The sequence below is a fragment of the Microcoleus sp. FACHB-831 genome, assembly GCF_014695585.1.
Classification (GTDB): Bacteria; Cyanobacteriota; Cyanobacteriia; order Cyanobacteriales; family FACHB-T130; genus FACHB-831.
Genome location: NZ_JACJON010000022.1, coordinates 12,808 through 36,577, shown reverse-complemented (window position 1 = coordinate 36,577; position 23,770 = coordinate 12,808). Strand labels below are relative to the sequence as shown.

Genomic DNA, 23,770 nt, shown 5'->3' with positions numbered 1-23,770 from the left:
TGTTTAATATAAGTGGTATTGACAGGGTAGGCATGATGCCTACCCTGTCGCTTTTTTACATGAGGTCAGGGTAATTATGAAAGTAGCATTTCTAGGAACTGGACTCATGGGCCAGCCAATGGCGCAAAGACTATTGGAGGCTGAAATTCCCATTATTGCCTACAATCGCACTGCGTCAAAATTGGAAGCGCTAAGGGATGCTGGTGCTGAAATTGTAGATTCTCCAGAGCAGGCAATTCGAGAATCAGACTGCACTATTTTGATGTTAACTAACGCTCAGGCAATAGAAGATATTCTATTTTCAGATAGTGCTAAACAACAATTAGCAGAACGCACAGTTATCCAAATGGGAACTATATCGCCAACAGAAAGCAAAGCGATCGCGTCTCAAGTTGTTGCTGCTGGTGGCGACTATATAGAAGCGCCCGTTTTGGGGAGTACCCCAGAAGCAAAAGCAGGTAAGTTAATAGTAATGGTGGGCGCTTCGCCAGAACAATATCAAAAATGGTCTGGAATTCTAAAACATTTTGGCTCAGAACCTTTGCATATTGGCGAAGTAGGTGCGGCTGCTGCTGTTAAATTAGCGCTAAATCAACTGATTCCTTCGCTTACTGGTGCGTTTGCGCTTAGTTTAGGTTTTGTGCAGCGTGAAGGCGTAGAAGTTGAGCGGTTTATGGAAATATTGCGGCAAAGTGCGCTGTATGCACCAACTTTTGATAAGAAGTTGCAGCGGATGTTAGACAGAGATTATAGCAATCCTAATTTTCCAACTAAACATATGCTTAAAGACACTAACTTGTTTCTAAACGAGGCTAAGTCAAAAGGTTTGAATGTTAGCAGTCTTGAAGGTATACGGCAGATTTTAGAAATTGCACAAAATTTAGGTTTGGCAGAAGCTGATTATTCAGCGCTATTTTCGGCTATTAATCCCGACAAATAATATAAGAAGACTGATTTTACTTAAACTTTAATATTAGGCGCGGCGATATACACGCTAGTACAGTAAGCTAACTGAACAAAGCCATCTCGATCGCGATCGCTGTTATACAATTCCGTCAAACCTGAGATTAATTGCTCGTGCGCCTCTCCTTCACGAGGTATGTAAGATACGCTCATAGCACGTCCAATTAGTCCTTCCAAGTCTAACTCTTGCCTGTACTCAAAATTGTAACGGCTGACATTAGGGAAAATTGGACTTGTTAACAGCGGATCTACTGAAACAAGACGCGATTCAGCAGGATGATTGTTTGATGCTCTCTGTACCAAGCGGCTATAATTTTGCGTAAATTCGTCAGCGCGATCGCGCTCGTTCCAAACTACGGCTAGGCGTCCGTTTGGCTTTAAAATTCTGCGAAACTCCTCAAGACTTGGCTGAGGAGCGAACCAATGAAAAGACTGAAAACAACTAATTAAATCAACGGATGCATCTGCTAAATTAGTCGCTTCTGCTGTACCTTCTCGCAGCTCCAAGAATGGATGAAGCAATGCTGCTTCTCTCATCGCTGCGTTTGGTTCTATTGCAATTACCCTAATTCCACGTTCAGCTAGCAACCGCGAAGAAATCCCCGTCCCTGCGCCAATATCCGCTGCTACAACTTGCGACAAATTATTTAAACCTTCAACGATAGTATTAATTGCTGCTGCTGGATAACTCGGTCTATATTTAGCATAATCATCCGCCCTGTCGGAAAATCGACTTAGCGGGTTCATGTTGTGTAGTGGCGTTGATGAAAGGTTATTTTCTTGCATAAAATTAGGGATTAATTTAATTGGTGCTAAATACAATAGTATATTTTACTCACGAGTTGGAAATAATATTCTATTTATGGTAGGTTAGCTACAGCGTAACCCACCCTTACAATTTACTTCTAAATTACAATTATCGTCTTTTTCTTGTTGCTTTCTGGCGCAGTTCCTTGGCAATTAACGCCGCTTCCCGTTCTGCCTTGAATAGATCGATTTGTCGCGTCGTCAATACTAACGCTCCGCTTGGCTTTTGCCCAACATGAGGAACGCTAGTTTTCCAATACTGGCAGATTTCAGGAAGTTGTTGTTGCTGACGCGGGAAAGGTTTAGTTGTAGCCTGTATTGTTCTCAAATCTTTGTTTACTTCGCTAGCGATCGCTTTGAGTTCAAACATCGCCTCCTCTAGATCTGCTGAAAGCTGATTTATATGTTCTGCTTGCGCCTCCAAACTTCTCAAGCCATCTATAACCCTTTGCTGTAGTGTCTGCTGGTAAGTTTTGATTTGCAGCTGCGACTTCTTTGTTGTGACAAGATATTTAGGCAGCCCTTCAGTCACGTTTTCAAACCTTCCTGGTTGCAGTTTTCTCATGGCTTTTTGAGCTACCTGATGAATTTGAGGGGTTAAGAATTTTGTTAGTACAAATGTACTATACAGTTGCAAAAAAAGCAAAGGTAGCGATCGCGATCGCTTAAGCCCATCTTTAAGTCAAAATAGTGGAAAAGCGGTTTATCCAAGGAGTGCAAGCAATGGCGCGAACAGCCTCAACAATGTTGCCGCTGGGAACCAAAGCCCCGGATTTTCATCTGCCGGAAGTAGTATTTGGAAAAACAATTTCCTTAGCCACTTTTGCGGGTAAAAAAGCATTATTGGTAATGTTCATCTGCAAGCATTGTCCATTTGTCAAGCACATACAAACCGAATTGGCGCAAATTGGAGAAGACTACGCAGAAAAAGATTTAGCAATTGTGGCAATTAGCGCCAATGATGCTATTAAATATCCAGATGATTCACCAGAACAGTTAAAAGCGATCGCCTTAGAGCTAGGGTTCATATTTCCTCTGTGCTACGATGAAACCCAAGAAACCGCCAAAGCCTATACCGCAGCTTGTACGCCAGACTTTTTCCTCTTTGATGCAGATAGACAGCTTGTCTATCGCGGTCAGCTTGATGATAGCCGACCCAGCACAGACAAGCCTGTAACAGGTAAAGATTTAAGAGCAGCTATCGATGCTGTCCTAGCAGGAAAACCAGTAAACCCCGACCAGAAGCCCAGCATCGGCTGTAACATCAAATGGAAGCTAGGAAAGGAACCAACATATTACGGGCAGTCTTAGCCAGCGCTCAGACTAAGACCTAAATTTAAAGTGAAAGCCATCAATACAAAGCCCCAATCGTTTTCATTTTTTCGACTGCTAAAGCTTTGGCCTGTTGCGTTCCTGAGTGCGTGTACGAACGAGCCAACCGATGCTCAACTGAATGCATGGCGTCAACAGGCGATCGCGCAAAATGCCGTAATGGTTGCGGTTCATAAAAAAGATGATCGGTGGCAAAATTGGGAACTCGCAATTACCGGGCAAATCCCAGCTAAGGAGCCAGTGCGACTGGATTTCGAGAAACTGAACGCCTTGGCAACAACAATTGTCAAAACACAAGAGCCGCATCATACCAGCAACCCCAAAGCAATTTTTTCTTTTCGTGCCATACCAGTCGCGAAGCTGCTAGACCAGCTTGGTGTTAAGTCTGATGTTAAAGAAGTAACGTTTGTATCCTACGACGCTTACCGAGCAACCGTCACCCTGGAAGACTTAAAGCGTTACCCGATTGCGATCGCGCTAGAACGCAATGGCAAGCCCCTTTCCCGCAGCGAAGGTGGCCCCCTTTACTTAATATTCCCCTACACCGACTACCCAGAACTGCAAATAAAATATCCAGATCGCTTCTGGGCATTTTACGTTACCAATATAGTGGTGGGTACTGAGCAAATAAAGCTGCGCGTTGGAGATTCTGCTAGCGTTGGCCAAAAATCTTCTGGCAAATCCGATCAACCCTCACGCACTCTTGATATCAATACCCTCGACAAACTGCAACAAGTTACCATTGAAGAACCTGTTGGCTACCCGATTGGCTGGCCTATAGGTAAAGTTAAGCTCCAAGGCGTGCGCCTGCGCGATGCGATCGCCGCTAGCGGAGTAGCGTTGCCCGAAGGCAGTGTTGTAGTTGTTCGGGGTAAACCGCCAGTTTATCGCGACCCCTTAAATCCGAGCCGATTAGCAGCAAAAGACCTGCGCGACTGTGACATCCTGCTAGCAACGCGCTGGGGTAACGATCGCCAGCCGATTCCCGCTCACATGGGCGGTCCCTTGACCCTTGCATTACCAGCCTCTTGCCAAGCTAGAGACGATAAACAACGTTGGATGACTTTCGTCGAGGAAATTGAGGTAATAGATAGCCCTTAGCTAGTATTTACAGCCTGGTAAGCATTTCTACTACCCCTCCGGTTAAACTATACATTAATTTACCAAATTGTCTTTTTCCCGTTAGCTGCTAGCTTTAAGTAGTCTTACCAAATAGCTGTTAGCTTTTTGTACTTTATCAGTTGTCCCAATCACGCTATGCGATCCAGGGGCGTTACCATCGAACGGCTCCTTTCTAATCGCTAGTCGCTAATTGCTAATTGCTTATGAAGGTTGCGATTTTCCGCTCGATCCACACCCGGATTATGACCGCCACCACACTTTTAATTGTGGTAATTATCGGCTCAGTGGTGTGGCTTTGGGCTAAGAACGAGAGCCACCTTTATAGGCAGCAGAAGCGGCGTGAAGCGCAGTCGCTAGTTGTAGCGTTAGCTAATGCATGGACAAATGAACTGACAGACCAGAACTGGAGCCAGATCCGGTTGGGGCTTACCCTGTTGATGGAGCGAAACTCAGACTTCATGTATATGCTTGTTTCTGATGTGCGGGCTTCAAATCAGATCGTCGCGGCTTCACCTATAGATTTTCAGGAGCAGTACGTTCCCGACATAGTACCGCCAGGAATCACAGAAGGTGCTAATCGAACTTTGTACAATACAACTGTTGTTGAAACCTTCATTCTGCGCGACCTTGAGTTTCCCAAAGGCAAGATACGGGCGCGTCGTGGTGAGCGAGTGATAGAAGTCTCGACAGCTATACGCAACTCTGCTGGTGAGAAAATAGGTACGTTTCGGATTGGAATTTCTCTTGTTGCCGTAAATGATGCAGTCAGTAATGCTATTAGAAAAGCATTACTGGTAGGTGCTTTTGGGCTTGGAGTTGGTCTAGCAGGGGCGTATGTTTTAGCTCATCAACTCTCAAATCCGATACGGCGCTTACAGGTCAGCGCTTCTAAGATTGCTGCTGGCGATTTGCAGCATCGCGCCGAAGTAGATCTCGCAGATGAAATCGGCGATTTGGCGATCGCATTTAACGAGATGTCCGCAGCGCTACAGGATTCTTTTAGCAGGCTTCAAAAAACAATTGAGTCGTTTGAACGTTTCGTCCCGGAGAAGTTTCTCTCCGTCATTGCCTCTGATGGAATTGAGAACATTCAGGTTGGCGTCGCCTCAACGCGGGTAATTACGATCCTGTTCGCTGACATTCGGGGCTATACCTCGATGTCAGAACATCTAACTCCCCTTGAGGTGTTTTCTTTTCTCAACGATTATCTTGCCTCAATGGGGCTTGCCATCAGTGAAACTGGCGGCTTTATAGACAAGTATATTGGCGATGCGATCATGGCGCTGTTTGACGACGAAGCCACAGATGGCGCTCTACATGCCGCGAGAGCCATGAGGTTCATGCTACAGGTATTTAACGAAGAGCGATCGCGCCAAGGCTTGCCAACGATCGATATAGGTATTGGAATTCACAGGGGCGAAGTAGTTATGGGTACTGTCGGCTTCAGTTCCCGCATCGAATCTACAGTCGTTGGCGACGCTGTAAACGTAGCCTCCCGCGTCGAGGGTCTTACCAGGAAATATAGTTGCTCAACTTTGGTAACAGAGCCAGTAGTTGCAGCACTGCGGCATCCGGAAGCCTTCAACCTGAGATTGGTAGATCAGTCAGTAAAAGTTAGGGGCAAGGATGAGCCAGTTGCCATCTACGAACTCCCAGTTTTTAATGAATTTGAATTTTGAGTAGAGCCGGAGACGCTCCGGCTTTACTCAAAACTCTCTTAAAGCGCTTGCGCCCTTAGCCAAGCAACAGGCAAAGACACCAATTTGCGTGGAGTAGGGACGTAGGCTCTTTTAGTGAACACATCATACTGATTGCGTTCGATAGCAGGCAAAATCTGGCTATAAAGCATCAAAGCCGACCACACAGGCCATCGGGCGTCTGCGCTAAGGCCACAGATGCCCTTTTCTGCCTCATCGTAGAATTTACGTGCCCGTTGAATTTGGAACCGCATTAATTCGCGCCAGCGCTCATCGATGACGCCTTTTAGCAGATCTTCTTCGGTGTAATTAAACAGAGCTAATTCTGCTAGGGGCAGGTAGATACGTCCTCTGCGGGCATCTTCGCCAACGTCTCGCAGGATGTTGGTTAGCTGATTGGCAATTCCCAGCGCGATCGCGGCTTCAGTAGTATCCTTAACCAACTGTTGCCGATCCCAAGGAGCCGTTTGTAGCGATGTGTCTATCCCCATCACTGCAAGCGACATCAAGCCAACCGTACCCGCAACCCTATAACAATAGAGGTTTAGTTCCTCAAAAGTCTCATAGCGGCTGCGATACAGATCCATGCGCTGGCCTGCAATCATATCCCGAAATGGTTGAATATCCAGTTTGAAGCGTTGCAGCGTATCTACCAACGCGACATCCTGGTCTTCGACTGGGTTTCCGGCAAAAACAGATTCTAGTTGTTGCGAGTACCTATCCAGAGTTTCAGGAGTCGTAATCGCGGCCATAGAACCGTCTACGAGTTCATCTGTGCGCCTACACCAAGCATAAATAGCCCAGATGGCTGTACGCTTGGCTTCTGACATCAGTAGCGTACCCAGATAAAACGTCTTAGCGTACTTGGCCGTAATCTGGCGACAAAGTTGGTAAGAGTCCTCTATTGAGGCTATTGAGGCCAGCGTTCTCATGCGCGGGGAATTAGACAATTGCAGCATTCTTTACAGGCAAAGGAGCTATGGGCGTCACAAGGCAAAATTTAAAAAGCAAAAAGCAGCTTTTTCGTTTTTCAGGGTCTAAGTGTGTCACAAGGCAAAAGGCAAGTAAATTATCTTCACCTTGTCATTTTTGCCTTTTTCAGGGACTAAGAGCTAGCTGCTAGCTGAACTCCTGGCTCCTGACTACCGACTTCCGACTCCTGACTTTTGACTTGTGACTGCTGGCTGCTCGAAATTGCCTGCGCTGTCAGCTTACCAGAAAGTACGGCTCCCTCCATACTCGCTAGGTAACGTTGCATGGTGTAATCGCCAGTAAGGTAAAAATTTGTAATGGGCGATTTCTGAGACGGACGGTACTGCTGACGGCCTGGAGTTGCCTTGTAGACTGAACGCGGGGTTTTGACTACGTGATATTTCAGCAACTTTGCTGGGTTGTCGTTGCCAAAATGGTCGGGAAAGAGTTTTTCTAGTTCTGCTATGGTGGCGTCTACAATTTCCTGGTCGGATTTGCTAATCCAGTCTTTTGCAGGTGCTAGTACCAGCTCCAGCATGGACTTGTCGGGGTCGGCATAGCCGCGACAGGTGTTGCTCATGTCAGCATAAACGCTCAGTAGGGGCGATCGCGAAAATAGCAGGTGATCGATTTGCGTTAGCTTCCGATCAAACCATAGATGGACGTTTATTACCGGAACCCCTTCTAATCCATCCAGTTTTTGGAAATACTCCATTTGACGCCAAGGCTCTGGTAGCATCACCTTCAGCGGGTCAACTGGCATCGCAGATACATAAGCATCCGCCGTGACAATCTCATCTGCTGCGCCATTCAATCCCCGAAGTAAGAATCCCCGAACCGTGCCATCAGGGTTTAGCAAAAATTCCTTTAAGGGGGAATTTAATAACACGCTGCCACCGCGCTCGGTAATGTAATCTACCATCGGCTGACACAAACGCTCTGTGGGGGAACCATCCAGAAAGGCCATTTTCGAGCCGTTTTTTTCTTGGAGGAAGCGGTTTAAGGCAGTCAGCAGGATGGTAGCAGAAATTTCATCTGGGTTTATGAAGTTTAGCGCCTTAGACATGGCGATAAAGACTTCTTTTTCTACCCTTAAGGGAATGTTTTGCTTTTTCAACCACTCCGTCCAGGAGTATTTATCCATTTCTTCGACATAATTCTGCCCCTGAACCATCGCTGGAATTAGACCAATTCCAAAGCGAATTTTTTCCGGCCAGGTCAGCATATCATTGTTGCCCAAAATGGCCGCAACGCCATTGAATGGGGCTGGGATGTCTGGGAAGTCAAAGCGGGAGTAAGTACCAGGGGCTGAGGGCTGGTTGAAAATCATGGTATGTTCTTTCCACTGCAACCGATCCTCAATGCCCAGTTCTTTGAAGAGCTGCAACATATTGGGATAAGCTCCAAAGAAGATATGCAGCCCGGTTTCATACCAGTCTCCGTCTTTGTCTTGCCATGCTGCTACTTTACCCCCAAGCACGTCCTGGCGTTCTAGGACAATAGGAGTATGGCCTGCATCGGTCAAATATTTAGCGCAGGAAAGACCTGCTAATCCCCCCCCAGCGATCGCAACTCGCATTTTATGGTACTACCCTTATGAGTGCTTGCTTGTGTTCTGGGTCTCATTATACTTTGCATTTCGTTACATTTAGCACTTGATGGATGGGCAAATTTAGGCGATTTAATTGCGCTAGCCGACATGGCTGCGATACTAGATATCAGTAGCCAGAGCAGAACTGGGAGGGAATAATGAGTCAGGAAAACCTGGATGCACCTCAACCATTTAGCGAGCAAGATCGGGCGCTGGCAATAGATCTGGCAGCCGTAAGAGAGCAGCGACAACGCTTGTATCTAAAGCTCAATGGTTCGCTGAAAGCTTTATTTAGTCATTGCGAGTGGAGAATTACACGCCATGAAAATGGAATGACAGAATTGGTAATCGTCTGTCCGAGTAGTGTGGTTTACAAGCGGTTGTATCAGAAGGTAGACACGATTTTCAATCGCTTTGAGGATACAGTTGCTTTCAAGCACACAAAACTGACGCTGTGCTATCCCAAAGATCCGCGATCGTATTACGAGCATGAGAGTAAGTGGGATAGATGGTTTCCGGATTTGTTTGGCGAAGATGATGAAGAAGAGTTTTAGTTAAGGGCGATCGCGCCTATAATTTTTCTCGCAGCAAAGCTGGTAACATTCCGCCAGTCTTAGGTTAATTTGTCTGCTATATCTTTGACGTTTTACCATCTCAGCTCTCAAAATCTGAGTAAGCCAGGTGGGAGCATTCCTCACCCCCGTGCCTTACCATAGGCAAGATACAATAAATGCAACAAAGGTTCTCAATATATTAAGTTAAGCAAGGAGAACGCGATCGCATGGGCAAAGTAGTCGGCATTGACCTGGGTACAACTAACTCAGTAGTTGCTGTCATGGAAGGCGGTAAGCCAATTGTTATTGCCAATGCCGAAGGTATGCGAACTACTCCCTCTGTAGTTGCTTTCAACAAGGACGGAGAACGCCTTGTCGGACAGATGGCACGTCGGCAAGCAGTCCTCAACCCCCAAAATACCTTTTATGCCATCAAGCGCTTCATCGGTCGCAAATATTCCGAACTCAATCCAGAGTCGAAGCAAATTCCCTATACGATTCGCCGCGATGAGAATGGGAGCATCAAAATCAGGTGTCCGCGTCTCAAAAAGGAATTTGCTCCTGAAGAAGTTTCAGCAATGGTGCTGCGGAAATTAGCAGATGAAGCGGGGCGCTACCTTGGACAATCTGTAACTGGCGCGGTAATTACCGTTCCTGCATACTTCAACGATTCTCAAAGACAGGCGACGCGAGATGCAGGGCGGATTGCTGGATTGGAAGTATTGCGGATTCTCAATGAACCAACCGCTGCATCTCTAGCTTATGGGCTGGATCGCAAAGACAGCCAAACTATCCTAGTATTTGACTTGGGAGGCGGCACGTTTGATGTGTCCATCCTGGAAGTGGGGGATGGGGTATTTGAGGTTAAAGCAACCAGCGGCGATACCCAGCTAGGAGGCAATGATTTTGATAAAAAAATCGTTGATTGGCTAGCCGAACAATTTTTGGAAACCGATGGTGTAGATTTAAGGCGCGATCGCCAAGCCCTACAACGCTTGACCGAAGCCGCCGAGAAAGCCAAAATTGAGCTTTCCGGTGTGATGGTAACTGATATCAACTTACCATTCATCACAGCCACAGAAGATGGCCCGGTACATCTAGAAACTCGCCTGACTAGGGCGCAGTTTGAGGATTTGTGTGGCGATTTGGTAAATCGATTGCGTATACCTGTCAAACGCGCCCTCGCCGATTCCAATCTTTCACCCCGCCAGATTGACGAAGTGGTTTTGGTGGGTGGTTCTACCCGCATTCCCTTAGTCAAAGATCTAGTCCGCAGCTTTATTGACAAAGAACCTAATGAAAACGTCAACCCAGATGAAGTGGTAGCTGTCGGCGCTGCTATCCAAGCGGGAATTTTAGCAGGTGAAGTTAAAGATGTCTTGCTGCTTGATGTTACTCCCCTGTCGCTGGGGTTAGAAACTATCGGCAGCGTGATGAAAAAACTTATACCCCGCAACACAACCATACCAGTAAGACGTTCGGACATTTTCTCAACGGCAGAAAATAATCAAACATTGGTAGAGGTTCACGTACTACAAGGCGAACGGCAGATGGCGGCGGATAACAAGTCGCTGGGTCGTTTTAAGCTGACAGGAATACCACCAGCGCCGCGAGGAGTGCCGCAGATTCAGGTATCTTTTGATATTGATGCCAACGGGATTTTGCAGGTGACAGCCTTAGACAGGACAACGGGTAGGGAGCAGAGCATTATAGTGCAAGGAGCTTCTACATTAAGTGAGTCGGAAGTCAACCGGATGATCCGGGAGGCAGAACAATTTGCAGAAGGCGATCGCGAACGGCGCGAACGAGTGGAAAAGCGCAACCGCGCTGAAGCGCTGGCTTTTCAAGCAGAACGGCAACTAAAAGAAGTGGCGCTGCAATTTGGTATGCAGTTTGCCAGCGGACAGCGGCGTAGAATTGAAGCTCTGATTCAAGAAGTGCGAGATAGTGTCGCGCGTGACGACGAGCGGGGTATGGATCGGGCACAATCAGATCTACAAGATGCCCTGTATGAACTCAACAGAGAGGTGCGGCTGCAATCGATAGATGACGATGACGACTTTTTTGGATCTATTCGTCGCACATTCTCAGGAGAAAGCGATAGCTTGTTTGGCAATACGATGCGCGATCGCGACGAACGCCCGATACGCGATCGCGATGAACGCCCGATACGCGACGAACGCCCGATACGCGATCGCGATGAACGCCCGATGCGCGATCGCGATGAACGCCGTCGTGGCGGGGATTTAGGGGGCAGTAGGTATCGTAGAGAGAATGACAATATCCCCCGACGCACTACGCGAACAACCTCGAATGAGGAGGATTGGGATGATGATGATGATTGGTTGTAGAGATTTTGGATTTTGGATTATGCCATGCCGGAGGTTTTTACACCTCCGGTGATTTTGGATTGAACGCTAAAATCTAAAATCTAAAATCTAAAATCTAAAATCTAGAACTGGCATATGGAAAATTTTCGGGATTACTACCAGATTTTGGGCGTGGCAAGAGATGCTACAAGTGAAGAAATTAAGAAGGTTTACCGAAGGCTGGCGAGACAGTATCATCCCGATGTAAATCCGGGAGACAAAGCAGCAGAGGAAAAGTTTAAAGATATCGGTGAGGCTTATGAAGTGCTTTCCGATCCAGCGCGGCGATCGCAGTACGACGAGTTTAGCCGATTTTGGAAAAAGACAGGGATTAACGGGAAAAAAGAGCCGAGGAAGTCTGGGTTTAGAGGTTGGGGCGATCGCTCAAGGGGTGGCGAAAACCAACCTAACGCGGCTGGGCAAAATATTGATTACAAACAGTACACAGAGTTTGGCACCTTTGTTGACGATCTATTAGGGCGACGCGAAGCGGCAGCGTCGCAAACAAATGGCACAGCGCGTGCTAGGGTTGCTTCGTCTGATGCGTGGAGTCCTGGGTATACGAAAACTTCTCGCACCATGACATCAAGCCGCAAAAATGTGGAAGCTCAACTTACACTACCGCTAGAAAAAGCTTATACCGGAGGACGAGAGCGGATTCGCATGGAAGATGGGCGATCGCTCGAAGTGGAAATGCCCCCAGGAATGGTAACTGGACAGCGGCTGCGGTTGAAGAAGCAGGGTATTGACGGTGGAGATCTCTACTTGAAAATTACAGTAGATCCCCATCCTTTTTTTAAGTTAGAAGGTGTAGATATTTACTGCCAAGTGCCTGTTACGCCTAGCGAGGCTGTTCTAGGCGGACAGGTGGAAGTGCCTACTTTAGATGGACTCGTAAAAATGATGCTTCCTAGTGGCGTCGGGCATGGCAAGAGATTGCGCCTTGCGAATAAAGGCTACCCTATCGACAACGGCAGGCGGGGAGATCAGTTAGTCGAAATTCAGATTGCTGTCCCTAAAGATATTAGCCTCCAAGAACGGGAACTATACGAGAAGCTGCGTCAGATTGAAACCTTTAAGCCACGTATAGATATGCGATAGGGCGTCGAGGTTGGGAAACCCAGCGCCGTTTTAGTTGGCGATCGCGGCCAAGTTTCCTGTTGTACGCAGCGTGCTACGAATATTTAAATCTTGTTCGTATGTAGGAAAAATTGCCGCTTAAATGCAACAGCGCGATCGCTTCCGTGAGACTATTAATTTATCTCCAACTTTTCGGTGGGTCTGGAAAACTTTTTGTAAAAAGTATTTCAGATTATTATTGTATTAATTCATTCCATCCTAGCTATGAAAAGAAACTGTACTGTTAGTTCTGCATTTTTTATTATTTTGTCTCTTCTCCTAGCAGCCTGCGCTCAGACTAACACCTCTACAAATCCTACAAATAGTCCATCCGCAGCAAGTTCATCTACCACCATTCCGATTGGCATTGCCTTAGCTCTAACCAGCAACGTTGCTCTGCTTGGCCAAGAGGGTCTTAATGGCGCCAAAATAGCTGAAAAGTATTTAAATGATAAAGGCGGCATTGATGGTACGCCCATTAAATTAGTTGTTCAAGACACTAGCGGCGAGGAACAAGGGGCAATTAATGCTTTTCAAACTCTTATCAATAAGGATAAAGTAGTAGGTATTGTTGGACCAACGTTATCGCAACAAGCTTTTAGTGCCGACCCGATTGCAGAAAGTGCTAAAGTTCCCGTAATTGGAGCATCTAATACTGCAAAAGGCATACCGGAAATTGGCGATTACGTTGCCCGGGTTTCAGCACCAGTTTCTATTGTTGCTCCTAATTCAGTTAAAGCTGCGCTTAAGATTAATCCAAATATTAAAAAAGTTGCAGTATTCTACGCTCAAAATGATGCTTTTAATAGATCGGAAACAGAGATATTTCAGCAAACTCTGAAAGATCAAAAGCTTGATATTGTAACGGTACAGAAATTTCAAACTACTGATACAGACTTCCAATCTCAAGCGACTAACGCTATTAACCTCAAACCAGATTTGATAATTATTTCTGGACTGGCGGCAGATGGAGGAAATTTAGTAAGGCAATTGCGGGAACTCGGTTATAAAGGTTTAATTATTGGAGGAAATGGCTTTAACACTTCCAACATCTTCAAGGTGTGTAAAGCTCTTTGCGATGGGGTTTTAGTTGCTCAGGCTTATAATCCCGAACACCCCACTCAAATTAATACTGCCTTTCGTACTGCTTATTTAAATCAATATAAGACAGAGCCGCCACAGTTTAGCGCTCAAGCTTTTACTGCGGTTCAGGTGTATGCTGAAGCTTTAAAGGAGTTGAATAAGAAAACAAAAGTCAACGGAATGCCTTTGGCTCAAATGCGTACAGAGCTAAACAAGCAGTTGCTAACTGGAAAGTACGATACACCTTTGGGAGCGATTGCATTCACACCAACGGGCGATGTAGTTCAACAAGACTTTTATGTTGCCCAGTTGAAAGTAGATGCTGATGGTAGTAACGGTAAATTTACTTTTTTGAAGTAGATGTGCATTTAGGATGGCTGGCAACTCAAAAATAAGTGTTGCTAAATGTGAGAATTAATAAACCCCCATACCCAACCTTTTTCCCAGGGAAAAAGGCTAGCATTTGGTTTGCAAAATTTTTTAATAAATAAAGTATGAACGCAAGTATTTTTTTACAACAATTTCTTAATGGTTTGTCGATAGGCAGCGTTTATGCTATTTTTGCCTTGGGCTATACCCTCATATTTTCTATTTTAGGCATTATTAACTTTGCACATGGAGCGCTGTTTACCCTTGGTGCTTACTTTACCTATGCACTCATGGGGGGTAAATTCGGTTTTAATGGGTTGCTTGCTAATGCATCAATACCCATACAACTTCCATTCGCACTGGCTTTAATTTTAGGCAGTACGCTTGCTGGTTTAGTTGGAGTTGCTGTTGAGCGCCTTGCTTTCAAACCTCTGCGGTATAGAGGCGCAGATTCTTTGTTGACGGTAGTTTCCAGTCTAGGCGTGGCTTTAGTTATTGTTAATCTTATTCAGTATTTGGTAGGTGCAGAAAGTTACAGTTTTCCCGCAAATACTTATGGTAATTTGCCAGCTTCGATTAACTTTGGCACTCTAGAAAACCCAATTCCTATCCGCAGCGTTCAAGTGGTAATTTTTGGTGTTTGCGTATTTATCCTGGTCATACTAACTTACCTGATTAACCAGACTAAATATGGTAAAGCAATGCGTGCTGTAGCTGAAGATCCTACTACTGCTAGTTTGTTAGGAATTAACACAGATGGATTTATTGTCCTGACGTTTTTCGTCAGCAGTTTTCTGGCTGGGTTGGCGGGCACTTTATTAGGTTCTAGCGTAAGCATTGCTAATCCTTACTTTGGCCTTAACTATGGCCTGAAAGGTTTGGCTGTAATTGTATTGGGTGGTTTAGGCAGCATTCCCGGCGCTGTCTTAGGCGGTTTGGTTATTGGGCTGGTGGAGGCATTTGTTCCTTCAGATTTGTCTGCTTATAAGGATGCTGTAGCTTTTGGCATTTTATTCGTAATGCTGTTGGCTAGACCGCAAGGATTGCTGGGTCGTCGCTTTATCCAGAAGGTGTAATTGCTCCTTAAATTTATCTAACTGAGGATTAAAGACTGGGAACTAATTTTTTTATTAGCGACTGTGTTTCCTGGAAAAGTAAAAAAATTGGGACCAAATGGCTAGGGTGCTTTGTTAAATTTAAGTTTTTCAGCATTAATACGGATATAACAAGCTTTTTACGTTTAGCTTTGGTAAGCTACTTACTTATTAAACTTTTTATTGAGGTAAATAACAATTTACTTGTTATCCTATAAGCAGGAATTAATAGGTGTAAGATGGAGCGATCGCCGAATGCCCTACTACCGCTTTCTGCCGAAAACAATTAATCATAATACATAAATAAAAAAATAATTAAACCTGATAAACCTCTTTATACCAAAATAAATTTGGTTAGGAATCCCTTATACTAGCTTCGACTGTAGTTTATCGCTTCGGTAAATGATAGTTTCTAGCTGTTGGTGGGAATTATAAGAATGGGATGGATTTAATATGAGACGTACTCCTAGCTATGGATTGCCTAGATAATCAATATCTGCTTCAACAGTTTGTAGAATATGCACCCGCTGCTGTGGCCATGTTTGACCGCGATATGCGTTATCTAGTAGCGAGCCGTCGGTGGTTAAATGCTTGTGGCCTTGGCGAACAAAATATTATTGGTTGCTATTACTATCAGCTAGAGCATGAAATTACTGAAGGTTGGCAGGCAATCCACCAAAGAGTCTTAGGCGGAGCGATTGAAAAGTACGAACAATCGTTGCTACAAGCTGATGGCAGCATAGACTTGGTGAAGTGGGAAATTTCTCCTTGGTACAGCAGACAGGGGGAAATTGGGGGCACAATTGTGTCGAGAGAGGCGATCGCAGAGAATAAAGCTGGATCGCGATATTGTTCTAAGGGCGCGATCGCAGGTTTGCAGGACGAAAACGGCTTAGTACGGGGCTTTTCAATTACACATAACCTAACTCACTACAACGAGACTGAGGAAAACCTACGTCTGTTGGAAAGAGCGATCGCTGCTAGTACTGACGGCATCGCGATTAGCGATGCAACGCAGCCAGACAACCCAATTATTTATATCAACCCTCGTTTCGAGCAGATGACAGGCTACAGCAGTGCTGAAGTAGTAGGCCGTAACTGCCGCTTCTTGCAGGGAAGTGACACCGATCAACCCGGACGCGCTGAGTTACGAGCTGCGATTCAAGAGCAAAAAGAGTGCAGTATCGTTTTGCGTAATTACCGCAAAGATGGCACTCTATTCTGGAACGAGCTGCGAATGGCTCCGGTACGCAATGCTGAAGGGAAAGTGACTAACTTTGTTGGGGTGCAGACCGACATTACCTACCGTATGGAAGCTGACGAAAAACTACTTCGCATTAGCAAAGCAGTTGAAAGTGCCAGTGACGCCATCATTATTACTAACGCTAAAGGGCGTTCTATTTATCACAATCAGGCATTTATTGAATTATTTGACTATACAACAGACGAACTGAATGCGGCTGGCGGGCCATCCGCACGCTACTGCGATCCGAATGTTGCTAGTGAAGTAGTGAGTGCTATTACAAATAGCACCTCCTGCTGGAGCGGTGAAGTCGAGATGCGTACTCGCAGCGGTCGCGTGCTAAATATTTTGCTACGGGCTGATGCGATCGCAGACGATAATAACAATCTTGTCGGACTAATTGGTATCCACACTGACATTACCGGACGCAAGCATGCCGAACAAGTATTGCAACAAATGTTGCAACGGCAACAGCTTTTAGGAGCAATTGGCCAGCGCATCCGCCAGTCGCTGAACCTAGATGAGGTTCTCAACACTGCCGTTGCCGAAGTGCGGCAGTTTCTTAAGACGGATAGGGCGCTCTTATACCGCTTTGAGCCTGATTGGAGCGGCACTGTAGTTGTCGAGTCAGTGGCTCACGAATATCAATCTGTTCTGGGGAGCAATATTAAAGACCCATGCTTTGGTAAAAGATACGTTTCTGCTTACCAAAACGGTCGTATTAGAGCAATTGACGATATATACAATGCTGAACTCGCTCCATGCCATGTTGAATCCCTAGAGCGTTTTGGCGTGCGAGCCAATTTGGTCGTGCCTATTATGCAAGGAGAAGAGTTGTGGGGGCTGCTTATTGCCCATCACTGTCAGTCTTCAAGGCACTGGGAGCTTGAGGAAGTCGAGCTGCTAAGAACGTTAAGCGTGCAGATGGCGATCGCGATTCAGCAAGCTGCTCTATTTGAGAAGTTGCAATCTGAACTGGCTGAGCGTAAAGCCGCTGAGTCGGCTTTGCGCGACAGCGAGGCGCGATTGCAGGCAATTTTAGATAACTCCACAGCAGTTATCTACGTCAAAGACCAGCAAGGGCGATTTTTGTTAGTTAACAGCCTGTTTAAAAAGTTGTTTCACCTCGATCGAGACCAGATTATAGGGAAGACCAACCACGAAATCTTTCCGCATGAGTTAGCTGACGCTTTTCATGCCAACGACCAACAGGTACTAAGATCTGGATCTGCTTTAGAGTGGGAGGAGGTGGCTCCTGTAGAAGATGTTCTACACACTTACCTTTCTGTAAAGTTTCCCTTACGCGACTCTGCTGGTTGTTCTTATGCAGTGTGCGGCATTTCGACAGACATTACCGAGCGCAAGCAATCTGAGCAAGCACTGCGACGCAGCAACTCTATCTTGAAGGCGCAACAGGAGGCAGCAATCGATGGAATTTTGGTGATTGACGAGAAGCGAAATATTACCTCGTACAATCACCGCTTTCAAGAAATGTGGCAAATACCAGACGATCTTATAAGCTCTGGGGATGACAGAATAATGGTGAATTATGTGCTGTCAAGCCTTGAAGATCCAGAAGAGTTTATTAGCAAGGTGGAGTATTTGTATACTCATCCCAGTGAATCTAGCCGCGATGAAATTTATTTAAAAGATGGGAGCGTTTTTGACCGTTACTCAGCGGCTGTACTTTCGCCACAAGGGGAAGACTATGGCAGAATTTGGTACTTTCGAGATATAAGCGATCGCAAGCAGGTCGAAGCAGATTTACAAAAATCCCACAAGACGGTTAACAATATATTAGAAAGCATCACGGATGCTTTCTTTTCCCTAGATCAAGAGTGGCGGTTCACCTATGTGAACTCGCGAGCAGAACAGCTTTTTTCCAAAACTAAAGAGCAGTTAATAGGAAAGTCTATATGGGATGAGTTTCCAGAAACTGTTGGCTCAATCTTCTCCTTGCACTATCACCAAGCTGTAGCCGATCAAGCCACTATTCAGTTTGAAGAGTTGTATCCACCGTTGAATACTTGGTTTCAGGTGCGAGCTTATCCCTATGCAGATGGTCTGTCGGTTTATTTCCACGACATCAACGAGCGCAAGCAGACGGAAGCAGCACGCCAGGAAAATGAAACGCGGCTTCGCAGACAGCAGACAGCACTGATGGATCTGGCTAGGTGTCAGCCACTTTACGCGGGCGATCTAAATGCGGCATGGCGGGAAATTACCGAAACAGCAGTTAGTACTCTGGGCGTCGCACGAGCGAGCGTGTGGTTGTATAACGGGCGATCGCAGGGCGGTATCCCCACAAAGATTAAATGCGTTGACTTGTACGAACTGATTAATCACGAACACAGCTTTGGTATAGAGCTTGAGGGTGTTGATTATCCGAGCTATTTCCAAGCACTGGAGGCAGAGCGCGTAATTGCTGCTCACGATGCCCACACCGATTCCCGGACGAAGGAGTTTTCGGCGTCTTATTTGAGTGTTTTGGGCGTTACCTCAATGTTGGATGTCCCGATTCGGCTCGGTGGGCGGACAGTAGGGGTACTTTGTCTGGAACACATCGGTACGCAAAGGCAGTGGGGGGTAGAGGAGGAAAACTTTGCAAATTATTTGGCGTATATGGCTGCTTTGGCAATGGAAGCAAGCGATCGCTTGCTTGCGGAAACCGCACTCGCCAGCAGCGAAGCAAAATTCCGCACTCTAGTCGCTAACATCCCCGGTGCTGTTTATAGTTGTGCCTGTGACAGGGAATGGACGATGGAGTTCATCAGTGAGGCGATCGCAGAAATTTCTGGCTATCCTGCTTCTGACTTTATTCAAAATTTGGTACGAACCTTTGCCAGTATTGTTCATCCCGAAGACGCAACAATGGTGGAGAGGGTTGTACTTGAAGGGGTAGAAGCCCGACAGCCTTACATCATTGAGTACCGGATAATTAGAGCTGATGGGGCTGTGAGATGGGTTTATAACAAAGGCCAGGGCATCCTTGATGAAGGCGGAGCATTAATTCGCCTCGATGGGGCTATTTTTGACATCACCGAACGCAAGCAGGCAGAGGAAAATTTACGCAATTTAGGAGCTGCTCTAGAAAATGCCGTAGAGGGAATTTCGCGGCTTGATACAAGCGGACGCTATATTGCTGTAAACAAAGCCTATGCCCGTGCCGTTGGTTATGAGCCTGAAGAAATGGTGGGTATGCAATGGACGCCTACGGTACATCCTGAAGATCTAGAAAATTTAATAGCTGCCTATCAAAAAATGTTAATCGATGGCAAGGTGGAAACTCAGGCAAGAGGGGTTCGTAAAGACGGATCGATATTTCACCAGCAGGTGGTGATGATCTCTGTTTACGACAAGGAACAGCGATTTATCGGCCATCACTGTTTTATGAAGGACATCACCCAACGCAAGCAAGCCGAAGAAGCGCTACGCCAAAGTGAAATACTACGCCAAAGCGAGGAGAAAAATAGGGCACTGCTCGACGCTATTCCAGATTCGATGTACCGCATCCGTTGGGATGGAACTTATCTGGACTACAGAGCGGCTAAAAACGATAATCAAGCCCTCAGTGCTGATGCCGTCATTGGTAGAACTGTCCATCAGATGTTACCAAGCCAGGTAGCACAACAGACAATGCATTATGTGGGTCAGGCAATTATAACTGGCGAGACACAAGTTTTTGAATATCAAGTATTAGACCCTGCGGCTCGCGATTGCGAGGCGCGGGTTGTTGCCAATGGTGCTGATGAGGTGCTGGCTATTGTACGCGACATTACTGAGCGTAAGAAAGTTGAGCGCCTGAAAAATGAATTTGTGTCAATTGTTAGTCATGAATTAAGAACGCCGCTAACTTCGGTACGCGGGTCTCTGAGCCTGATTCTGGGTGGTATCGCGGGTGAAATTCCTGGGGATGCAAAAGCGCTGGTAGATATTGCTTACAAAAATAGCGAACGTCTGATTTTGTTGATAAACGACATTTTAGACATTGAAAAGATCGAATCTGGGAAGATGGACTTCAACATGAAGCCGCTTGAACTGATGCCGCTAGTACAGCAGGCTATAGAAGCAAACCGGGTCTATGCCGAACAATTGGGGGTACAGTTGGTTGTAGACGGCGCTTTGCCAGATGTGAAGGTAAATGTTGACCGCGATCGCTTGATACAAGTATTGACTAACCTACTCTCCAACGCCGCAAAATTTTCTCCACACAATGGCACTGTAGTTGTCTCGGTTTCTCGCCTTGCTCAGGCTATCCGGGTTACAGTCAGCGATCGCGGTTCTGGGATACCAGAAGAATTTCGTCCCCGCATTTTTCAGAAATTTGCCCAGGCAGATTCCTCAGCTACCCGCCAGAAGGGCGGTACTGGCTTGGGTTTAAGCATCTCTAAAGCCATAATTCAAAAACTTGGCGGTCAGATGGGTTTTGAAACCGAAATCAATGTTGGTACTAGCTTCTACTTCGAGCTACCAGAATGGTACGAACTCTCACACTCAGATACTAGCGACACATCCCCCCTACTGCCACGCATTCTAGTATGTGAAGATGACCGCGATATTGCCACGCTGTTGAGCATGATGCTACAGCAACATGGTGTACTTACAGACATTGCCTATGATGCAGCGGAAGCTAAAAAGTTACTCGCACAACATCGTTATGCGGCGATGACTTTAGATTTGGCTCTCCCCGATAAAGATGGCATTTCTTTGATCCGCGAACTCAGGGAGGATGAAACTACCCAGCGCCTGCCCATTATTGTTGTTTCTGCTAAAGCTTTGCAAGGACGCGAAGAACTCAGCGGCGGTGGCTTTGCCGTGCTTGATTGGCTGGATAAACCGATCGATCAAGGTCGATTGATGTCAGCAGTAAGACAAGCAGTTGCACAAGAAAATACTCTCAAACCCCATGTCCTCTATGTTGAAGACGATCCCGATTTAACTCAAGTCGTCGCAACCATTTTGCACAATTTAGTTGAAATTGATTCGGCCAAGAATCTTCAGCAGGCTAAACAAAAGCTCAAAACCAAAACCTTTGACCTCGTTATGCTTGACGTCAGTTTACCAGATGGATCGGGTCTAGAATTACTACCTTATCTCAATAACCCGTCTCGTCCGCCAATCCCGGCTGTAGTGTTCTCAGCCAAGGAAGTTGGTATGGAAGCAGTGCAGCAAGTGGCAGCTGCTCTAGTAAAATCTCGCACTTCCAATCAGCAGCTGCTAGATACTATCAAATCCTTGATTGGGCATGGTGGCTTGATTAATAATCAGCAATTATTATAAGCATTAATGGGGAGAGGGTTGCTGCCCCCAACTTGCTTGTCCCTAAATCAAACGCTCTTCGTAACACGCCTAAGAGAAACAGCCTTGAGCATACCACCTTTAACTCGTATCCTTCTTGTGGAAGATGACCCTGACATCCAGACCGTCGCCCGCTTGGGCTTAAAGGTTGTTGGCGGTTTCACAGTTGAAATTTGTAGTTCGGGCAAGGAAGCAATTCAAGCAGCACCAATTTTTGCCCCCGATCTCATCTTACTGGACGTAATGATGCCGGGTATGGATGGGATGGCTACGCTCAAAGCTTTGCGCGAACTACCGCAAACTTTAACCACTCCTGTGATTTTTTTGACAGCAAAAGTCCAAACTCATGAAGTAGCTTATTATAAACAACTGGGTGTTTGGGATGTGATTGCAAAGCCATTTGATCCTATGACTCTCTCAGCAAATCTCAACCGCATATGGTTGCAATACCATGCTTGATGCCCTTAAAGATGCACAAGAACAGTTACTCGCTTTACGGCTTGCTTATACACAGCAACTACCGGAGCGAATTGCACAAGTTGAAAAAACTTGGAGACAGGTTCTAGAAAATCCAGCAGATAATCAACCTCTAGTAGATCTGCATAATCTTACACACCGTTTGGGTGGTTCTAGTGCAACGTTTGGTTTTGTTTCGCTTGGCAATACCGCACGGACGCTGGAACTGTTTGTTAAAGCTGTCATGGAAAGCGGCGAGTCGCTAACCGCAGAACAGGAAGGCCAGATAAATGTTTTGTTAACGGTATTGAAACAGGCTGCGATCGCTCCTCCGCCCCATTTGGAGGAAATGAATATTAATTTTCCGATGGCGATCGCACCATCGGAATCCTCAAACAGCCGTCTAGTTTTGCTGGTTGAAGATGACCCGGATTTGTTGCAAGATTTAGCCCTGCAAATCAGTTGTTTCGGCTATACAGTTCACACCTATGACGACTTTGCCAAAGTTGAAGCGGCGATCGCCCAAACCCTCCCAGCAGCAGTAATCATGGATGTGGTCTTTCCTGAAGATAGTTTGGCAGGCCCGAAAACAATTGCCACGATTCAGAAAGGACGCGAACAACCTATTCCCGTTGTGTTCATGTCGGCTAGGAACGATCTGATGGCTCGTTTGCAGGCTGTGCGGGCAGGGGGGAAAGCTTATTTTCCTAAACCTATCAATATTGGGGAGTTGATTGATGCTTTAGATACCCTGACGGCGACGGAAGCACCAGAACCATATCGCATTTTAATTGTTGATGATGATGCTTGTTTAGCGGCTTACTATGCCGTGACTTTAAAGCAGGCAGGAATGACTACTTTTGTAGTTACAGATCCGCTGCAAATTATGTCACCGTTGATTGAGTTCAGGCCGGATCTAATTTTGATGGATATGTATATGCCGGGTTGCGATGGCTTGGAACTAGCTGCCGTAATTCGCCAGCAACCGACTTATGTGGGCATTCCGATTGTTTTTCTATCGACAGAAACTGATGTTAATAAACAGCTAGCAGCGATTCAGTTGGGTGGGGATGATTTTATTAATAAGCCTATTCAGCCCAGACATTTAATTGCTTCGGTGATGCCTAGAGTGCAGCGATCGCGGTTGTTGCGATCGCTCCTAGTTCGCGATAGTTTGACGGGGTTGCTTAACCATACGACGATTAAAGAACAGTTAGCTATCGAGATAAAACGGGCTGAGCGACAAAATAATCATGTAGCTTTTGCCATGATTGACATTGATGATTTTAAGGCAGTTAACGATACATACGGCCACTTGACTGGCGATCGCGTGCTGAAAAGTTTGTCCCGTATTTTGCAACAGCGTCTCCGTAAAACTGATGTTATTGGGCGTTATGGCGGGGAAGAATTTGCTATTATTTTACCCGATACAGATGGGCCAACGGCTGTTAAAGTACTCGATGAACTGCGCGAGGGCTTTGCCCACGTCAGGCAGCAATCTGAGGGCGCTGAGTTTTCTGTGACTTTTAGCTGCGGTATCGCTGCTTATCCGACGGAAGTAGATTCTACTTTACTTAATGAAGCTGCTGACAAAGCTTTGTATGAAGCTAAACGCAGGGGACGCAACCAAGTTGTGTTAGGCGAATAAACAAAAAAAATGCGGATATACACTAATTTTTACCTATCAATAACAGTTAAATC

16 protein-coding genes are annotated in these 23,770 nt (G+C 46.0%); 12 read left to right on the top strand and 4 right to left on the bottom strand.

Annotated features, from left to right (window positions below):
- Positions 1 to 76: 76 nt before the first annotated feature.
- Positions 77 to 940 carry an NAD(P)-dependent oxidoreductase gene (locus H6F77_RS02960; protein WP_190485210.1) on the top strand — a complete coding sequence of 288 codons (864 nt, stop codon included), beginning with the start codon at positions 77 to 79 and terminating at the stop codon, positions 938 to 940.
- Positions 941 to 960: 20 nt separating this feature from the next.
- Here the strand turns inward: H6F77_RS02960 and H6F77_RS02955 are convergent, their stop codons facing one another.
- Positions 961 to 1,749, bottom strand: coding sequence for a class I SAM-dependent methyltransferase (locus tag H6F77_RS02955; RefSeq protein WP_190485208.1), 789 nt, complete (start codon positions 1,747 to 1,749; stop codon positions 961 to 963).
- A 130-nt stretch (positions 1,750 to 1,879) separates the two neighbouring features.
- A complete protein-coding gene (locus H6F77_RS02950) occupies positions 1,880 to 2,335 on the bottom strand; it encodes a hypothetical protein (protein ID WP_190485205.1) in 456 nt (151 codons plus the stop codon).
- 158 nt (positions 2,336 to 2,493) lie between these two features.
- Here H6F77_RS02950 and H6F77_RS02945 point away from each other — a divergent pair, with 158 nt between their 5' ends.
- The 3 genes from H6F77_RS02945 (at position 2,494) to H6F77_RS02935 (ending at position 5,903) form a co-directional block, all read left to right on the top strand.
- Positions 2,494 to 3,081, top strand: coding sequence for a thioredoxin family protein (locus tag H6F77_RS02945; RefSeq protein WP_190485203.1), 588 nt, complete (start codon positions 2,494 to 2,496; stop codon positions 3,079 to 3,081).
- Between the two features lie 30 nt (positions 3,082 to 3,111).
- Positions 3,112 to 4,203 (top strand): molybdopterin-dependent oxidoreductase, encoded by a 1,092-nt coding sequence (locus tag H6F77_RS02940; protein ID WP_199321153.1) that lies wholly within the window; start codon positions 3,112 to 3,114, stop codon positions 4,201 to 4,203.
- Between the two features lie 263 nt (positions 4,204 to 4,466).
- A complete protein-coding gene (locus H6F77_RS02935; protein ID WP_199321152.1) occupies positions 4,467 to 5,903 on the top strand; it encodes an adenylate/guanylate cyclase domain-containing protein in 1,437 nt (478 codons plus the stop codon).
- A 38-nt stretch (positions 5,904 to 5,941) separates the two neighbouring features.
- Here the strand turns inward: H6F77_RS02935 and crtB are convergent, their stop codons facing one another.
- Both crtB and pds read right to left on the bottom strand, forming a co-directional pair.
- Positions 5,942 to 6,880, bottom strand: a complete 939-nt coding sequence (gene crtB, locus H6F77_RS02930) for a 15-cis-phytoene synthase CrtB (protein ID WP_190485200.1) — start codon at positions 6,878 to 6,880, stop codon at positions 5,942 to 5,944.
- 146 nt (positions 6,881 to 7,026) lie between these two features.
- Complete coding sequence (gene pds / locus H6F77_RS02925) at positions 7,027 to 8,472, bottom strand: 15-cis-phytoene desaturase (protein ID WP_190485199.1); 1,446 nt, start codon at positions 8,470 to 8,472, stop codon at positions 7,027 to 7,029.
- Between the two features lie 170 nt (positions 8,473 to 8,642).
- Between pds and H6F77_RS02920 the strand changes: the two genes are divergently transcribed.
- The 8 genes from H6F77_RS02920 (at position 8,643) to H6F77_RS02885 (ending at position 23,717) form a co-directional block, all read left to right on the top strand.
- Positions 8,643 to 9,038, top strand: coding sequence for a hypothetical protein (locus H6F77_RS02920; protein ID WP_190485197.1), 396 nt, complete (start codon positions 8,643 to 8,645; stop codon positions 9,036 to 9,038).
- Positions 9,039 to 9,265: 227 nt separating this feature from the next.
- Positions 9,266 to 11,389 carry a molecular chaperone DnaK gene (gene dnaK, locus H6F77_RS02915; RefSeq protein ID WP_190485195.1) on the top strand — a complete coding sequence of 708 codons (2,124 nt, stop codon included), beginning with the start codon at positions 9,266 to 9,268 and terminating at the stop codon, positions 11,387 to 11,389.
- Positions 11,390 to 11,503: 114 nt separating this feature from the next.
- Positions 11,504 to 12,508: a DnaJ C-terminal domain-containing protein gene (locus tag H6F77_RS02910; protein ID WP_190485193.1), complete on the top strand. Its 1,005-nt coding sequence runs from the start codon at positions 11,504 to 11,506 to the stop codon at positions 12,506 to 12,508.
- 243 nt (positions 12,509 to 12,751) lie between these two features.
- Complete coding sequence (locus H6F77_RS02905) at positions 12,752 to 13,969, top strand: ABC transporter substrate-binding protein (RefSeq protein ID WP_190485191.1); 1,218 nt, start codon at positions 12,752 to 12,754, stop codon at positions 13,967 to 13,969.
- 134 nt (positions 13,970 to 14,103) lie between these two features.
- The gene (locus tag H6F77_RS02900) at positions 14,104 to 15,054 is read left to right on the top strand and encodes a branched-chain amino acid ABC transporter permease (RefSeq protein ID WP_190485189.1); all 951 of its coding nucleotides are present in this window, start codon (positions 14,104 to 14,106) and stop codon (positions 15,052 to 15,054) included.
- A 490-nt stretch (positions 15,055 to 15,544) separates the two neighbouring features.
- Positions 15,545 to 21,595 carry a PAS domain S-box protein gene (locus H6F77_RS02895; protein ID WP_190485187.1) on the top strand — a complete coding sequence of 2,017 codons (6,051 nt, stop codon included), beginning with the start codon at positions 15,545 to 15,547 and terminating at the stop codon, positions 21,593 to 21,595.
- 84 nt (positions 21,596 to 21,679) lie between these two features.
- The gene (locus H6F77_RS02890) at positions 21,680 to 22,072 is read left to right on the top strand and encodes a response regulator (RefSeq protein WP_242021864.1); all 393 of its coding nucleotides are present in this window, start codon (positions 21,680 to 21,682) and stop codon (positions 22,070 to 22,072) included.
- Complete coding sequence (locus H6F77_RS02885) at positions 22,065 to 23,717, top strand: diguanylate cyclase (protein WP_190485185.1); 1,653 nt, start codon at positions 22,065 to 22,067, stop codon at positions 23,715 to 23,717. Before H6F77_RS02890 ends, H6F77_RS02885 begins: the two co-directional genes overlap by 8 nt.
- Positions 23,718 to 23,770: the final 53 nt, after the last annotated feature.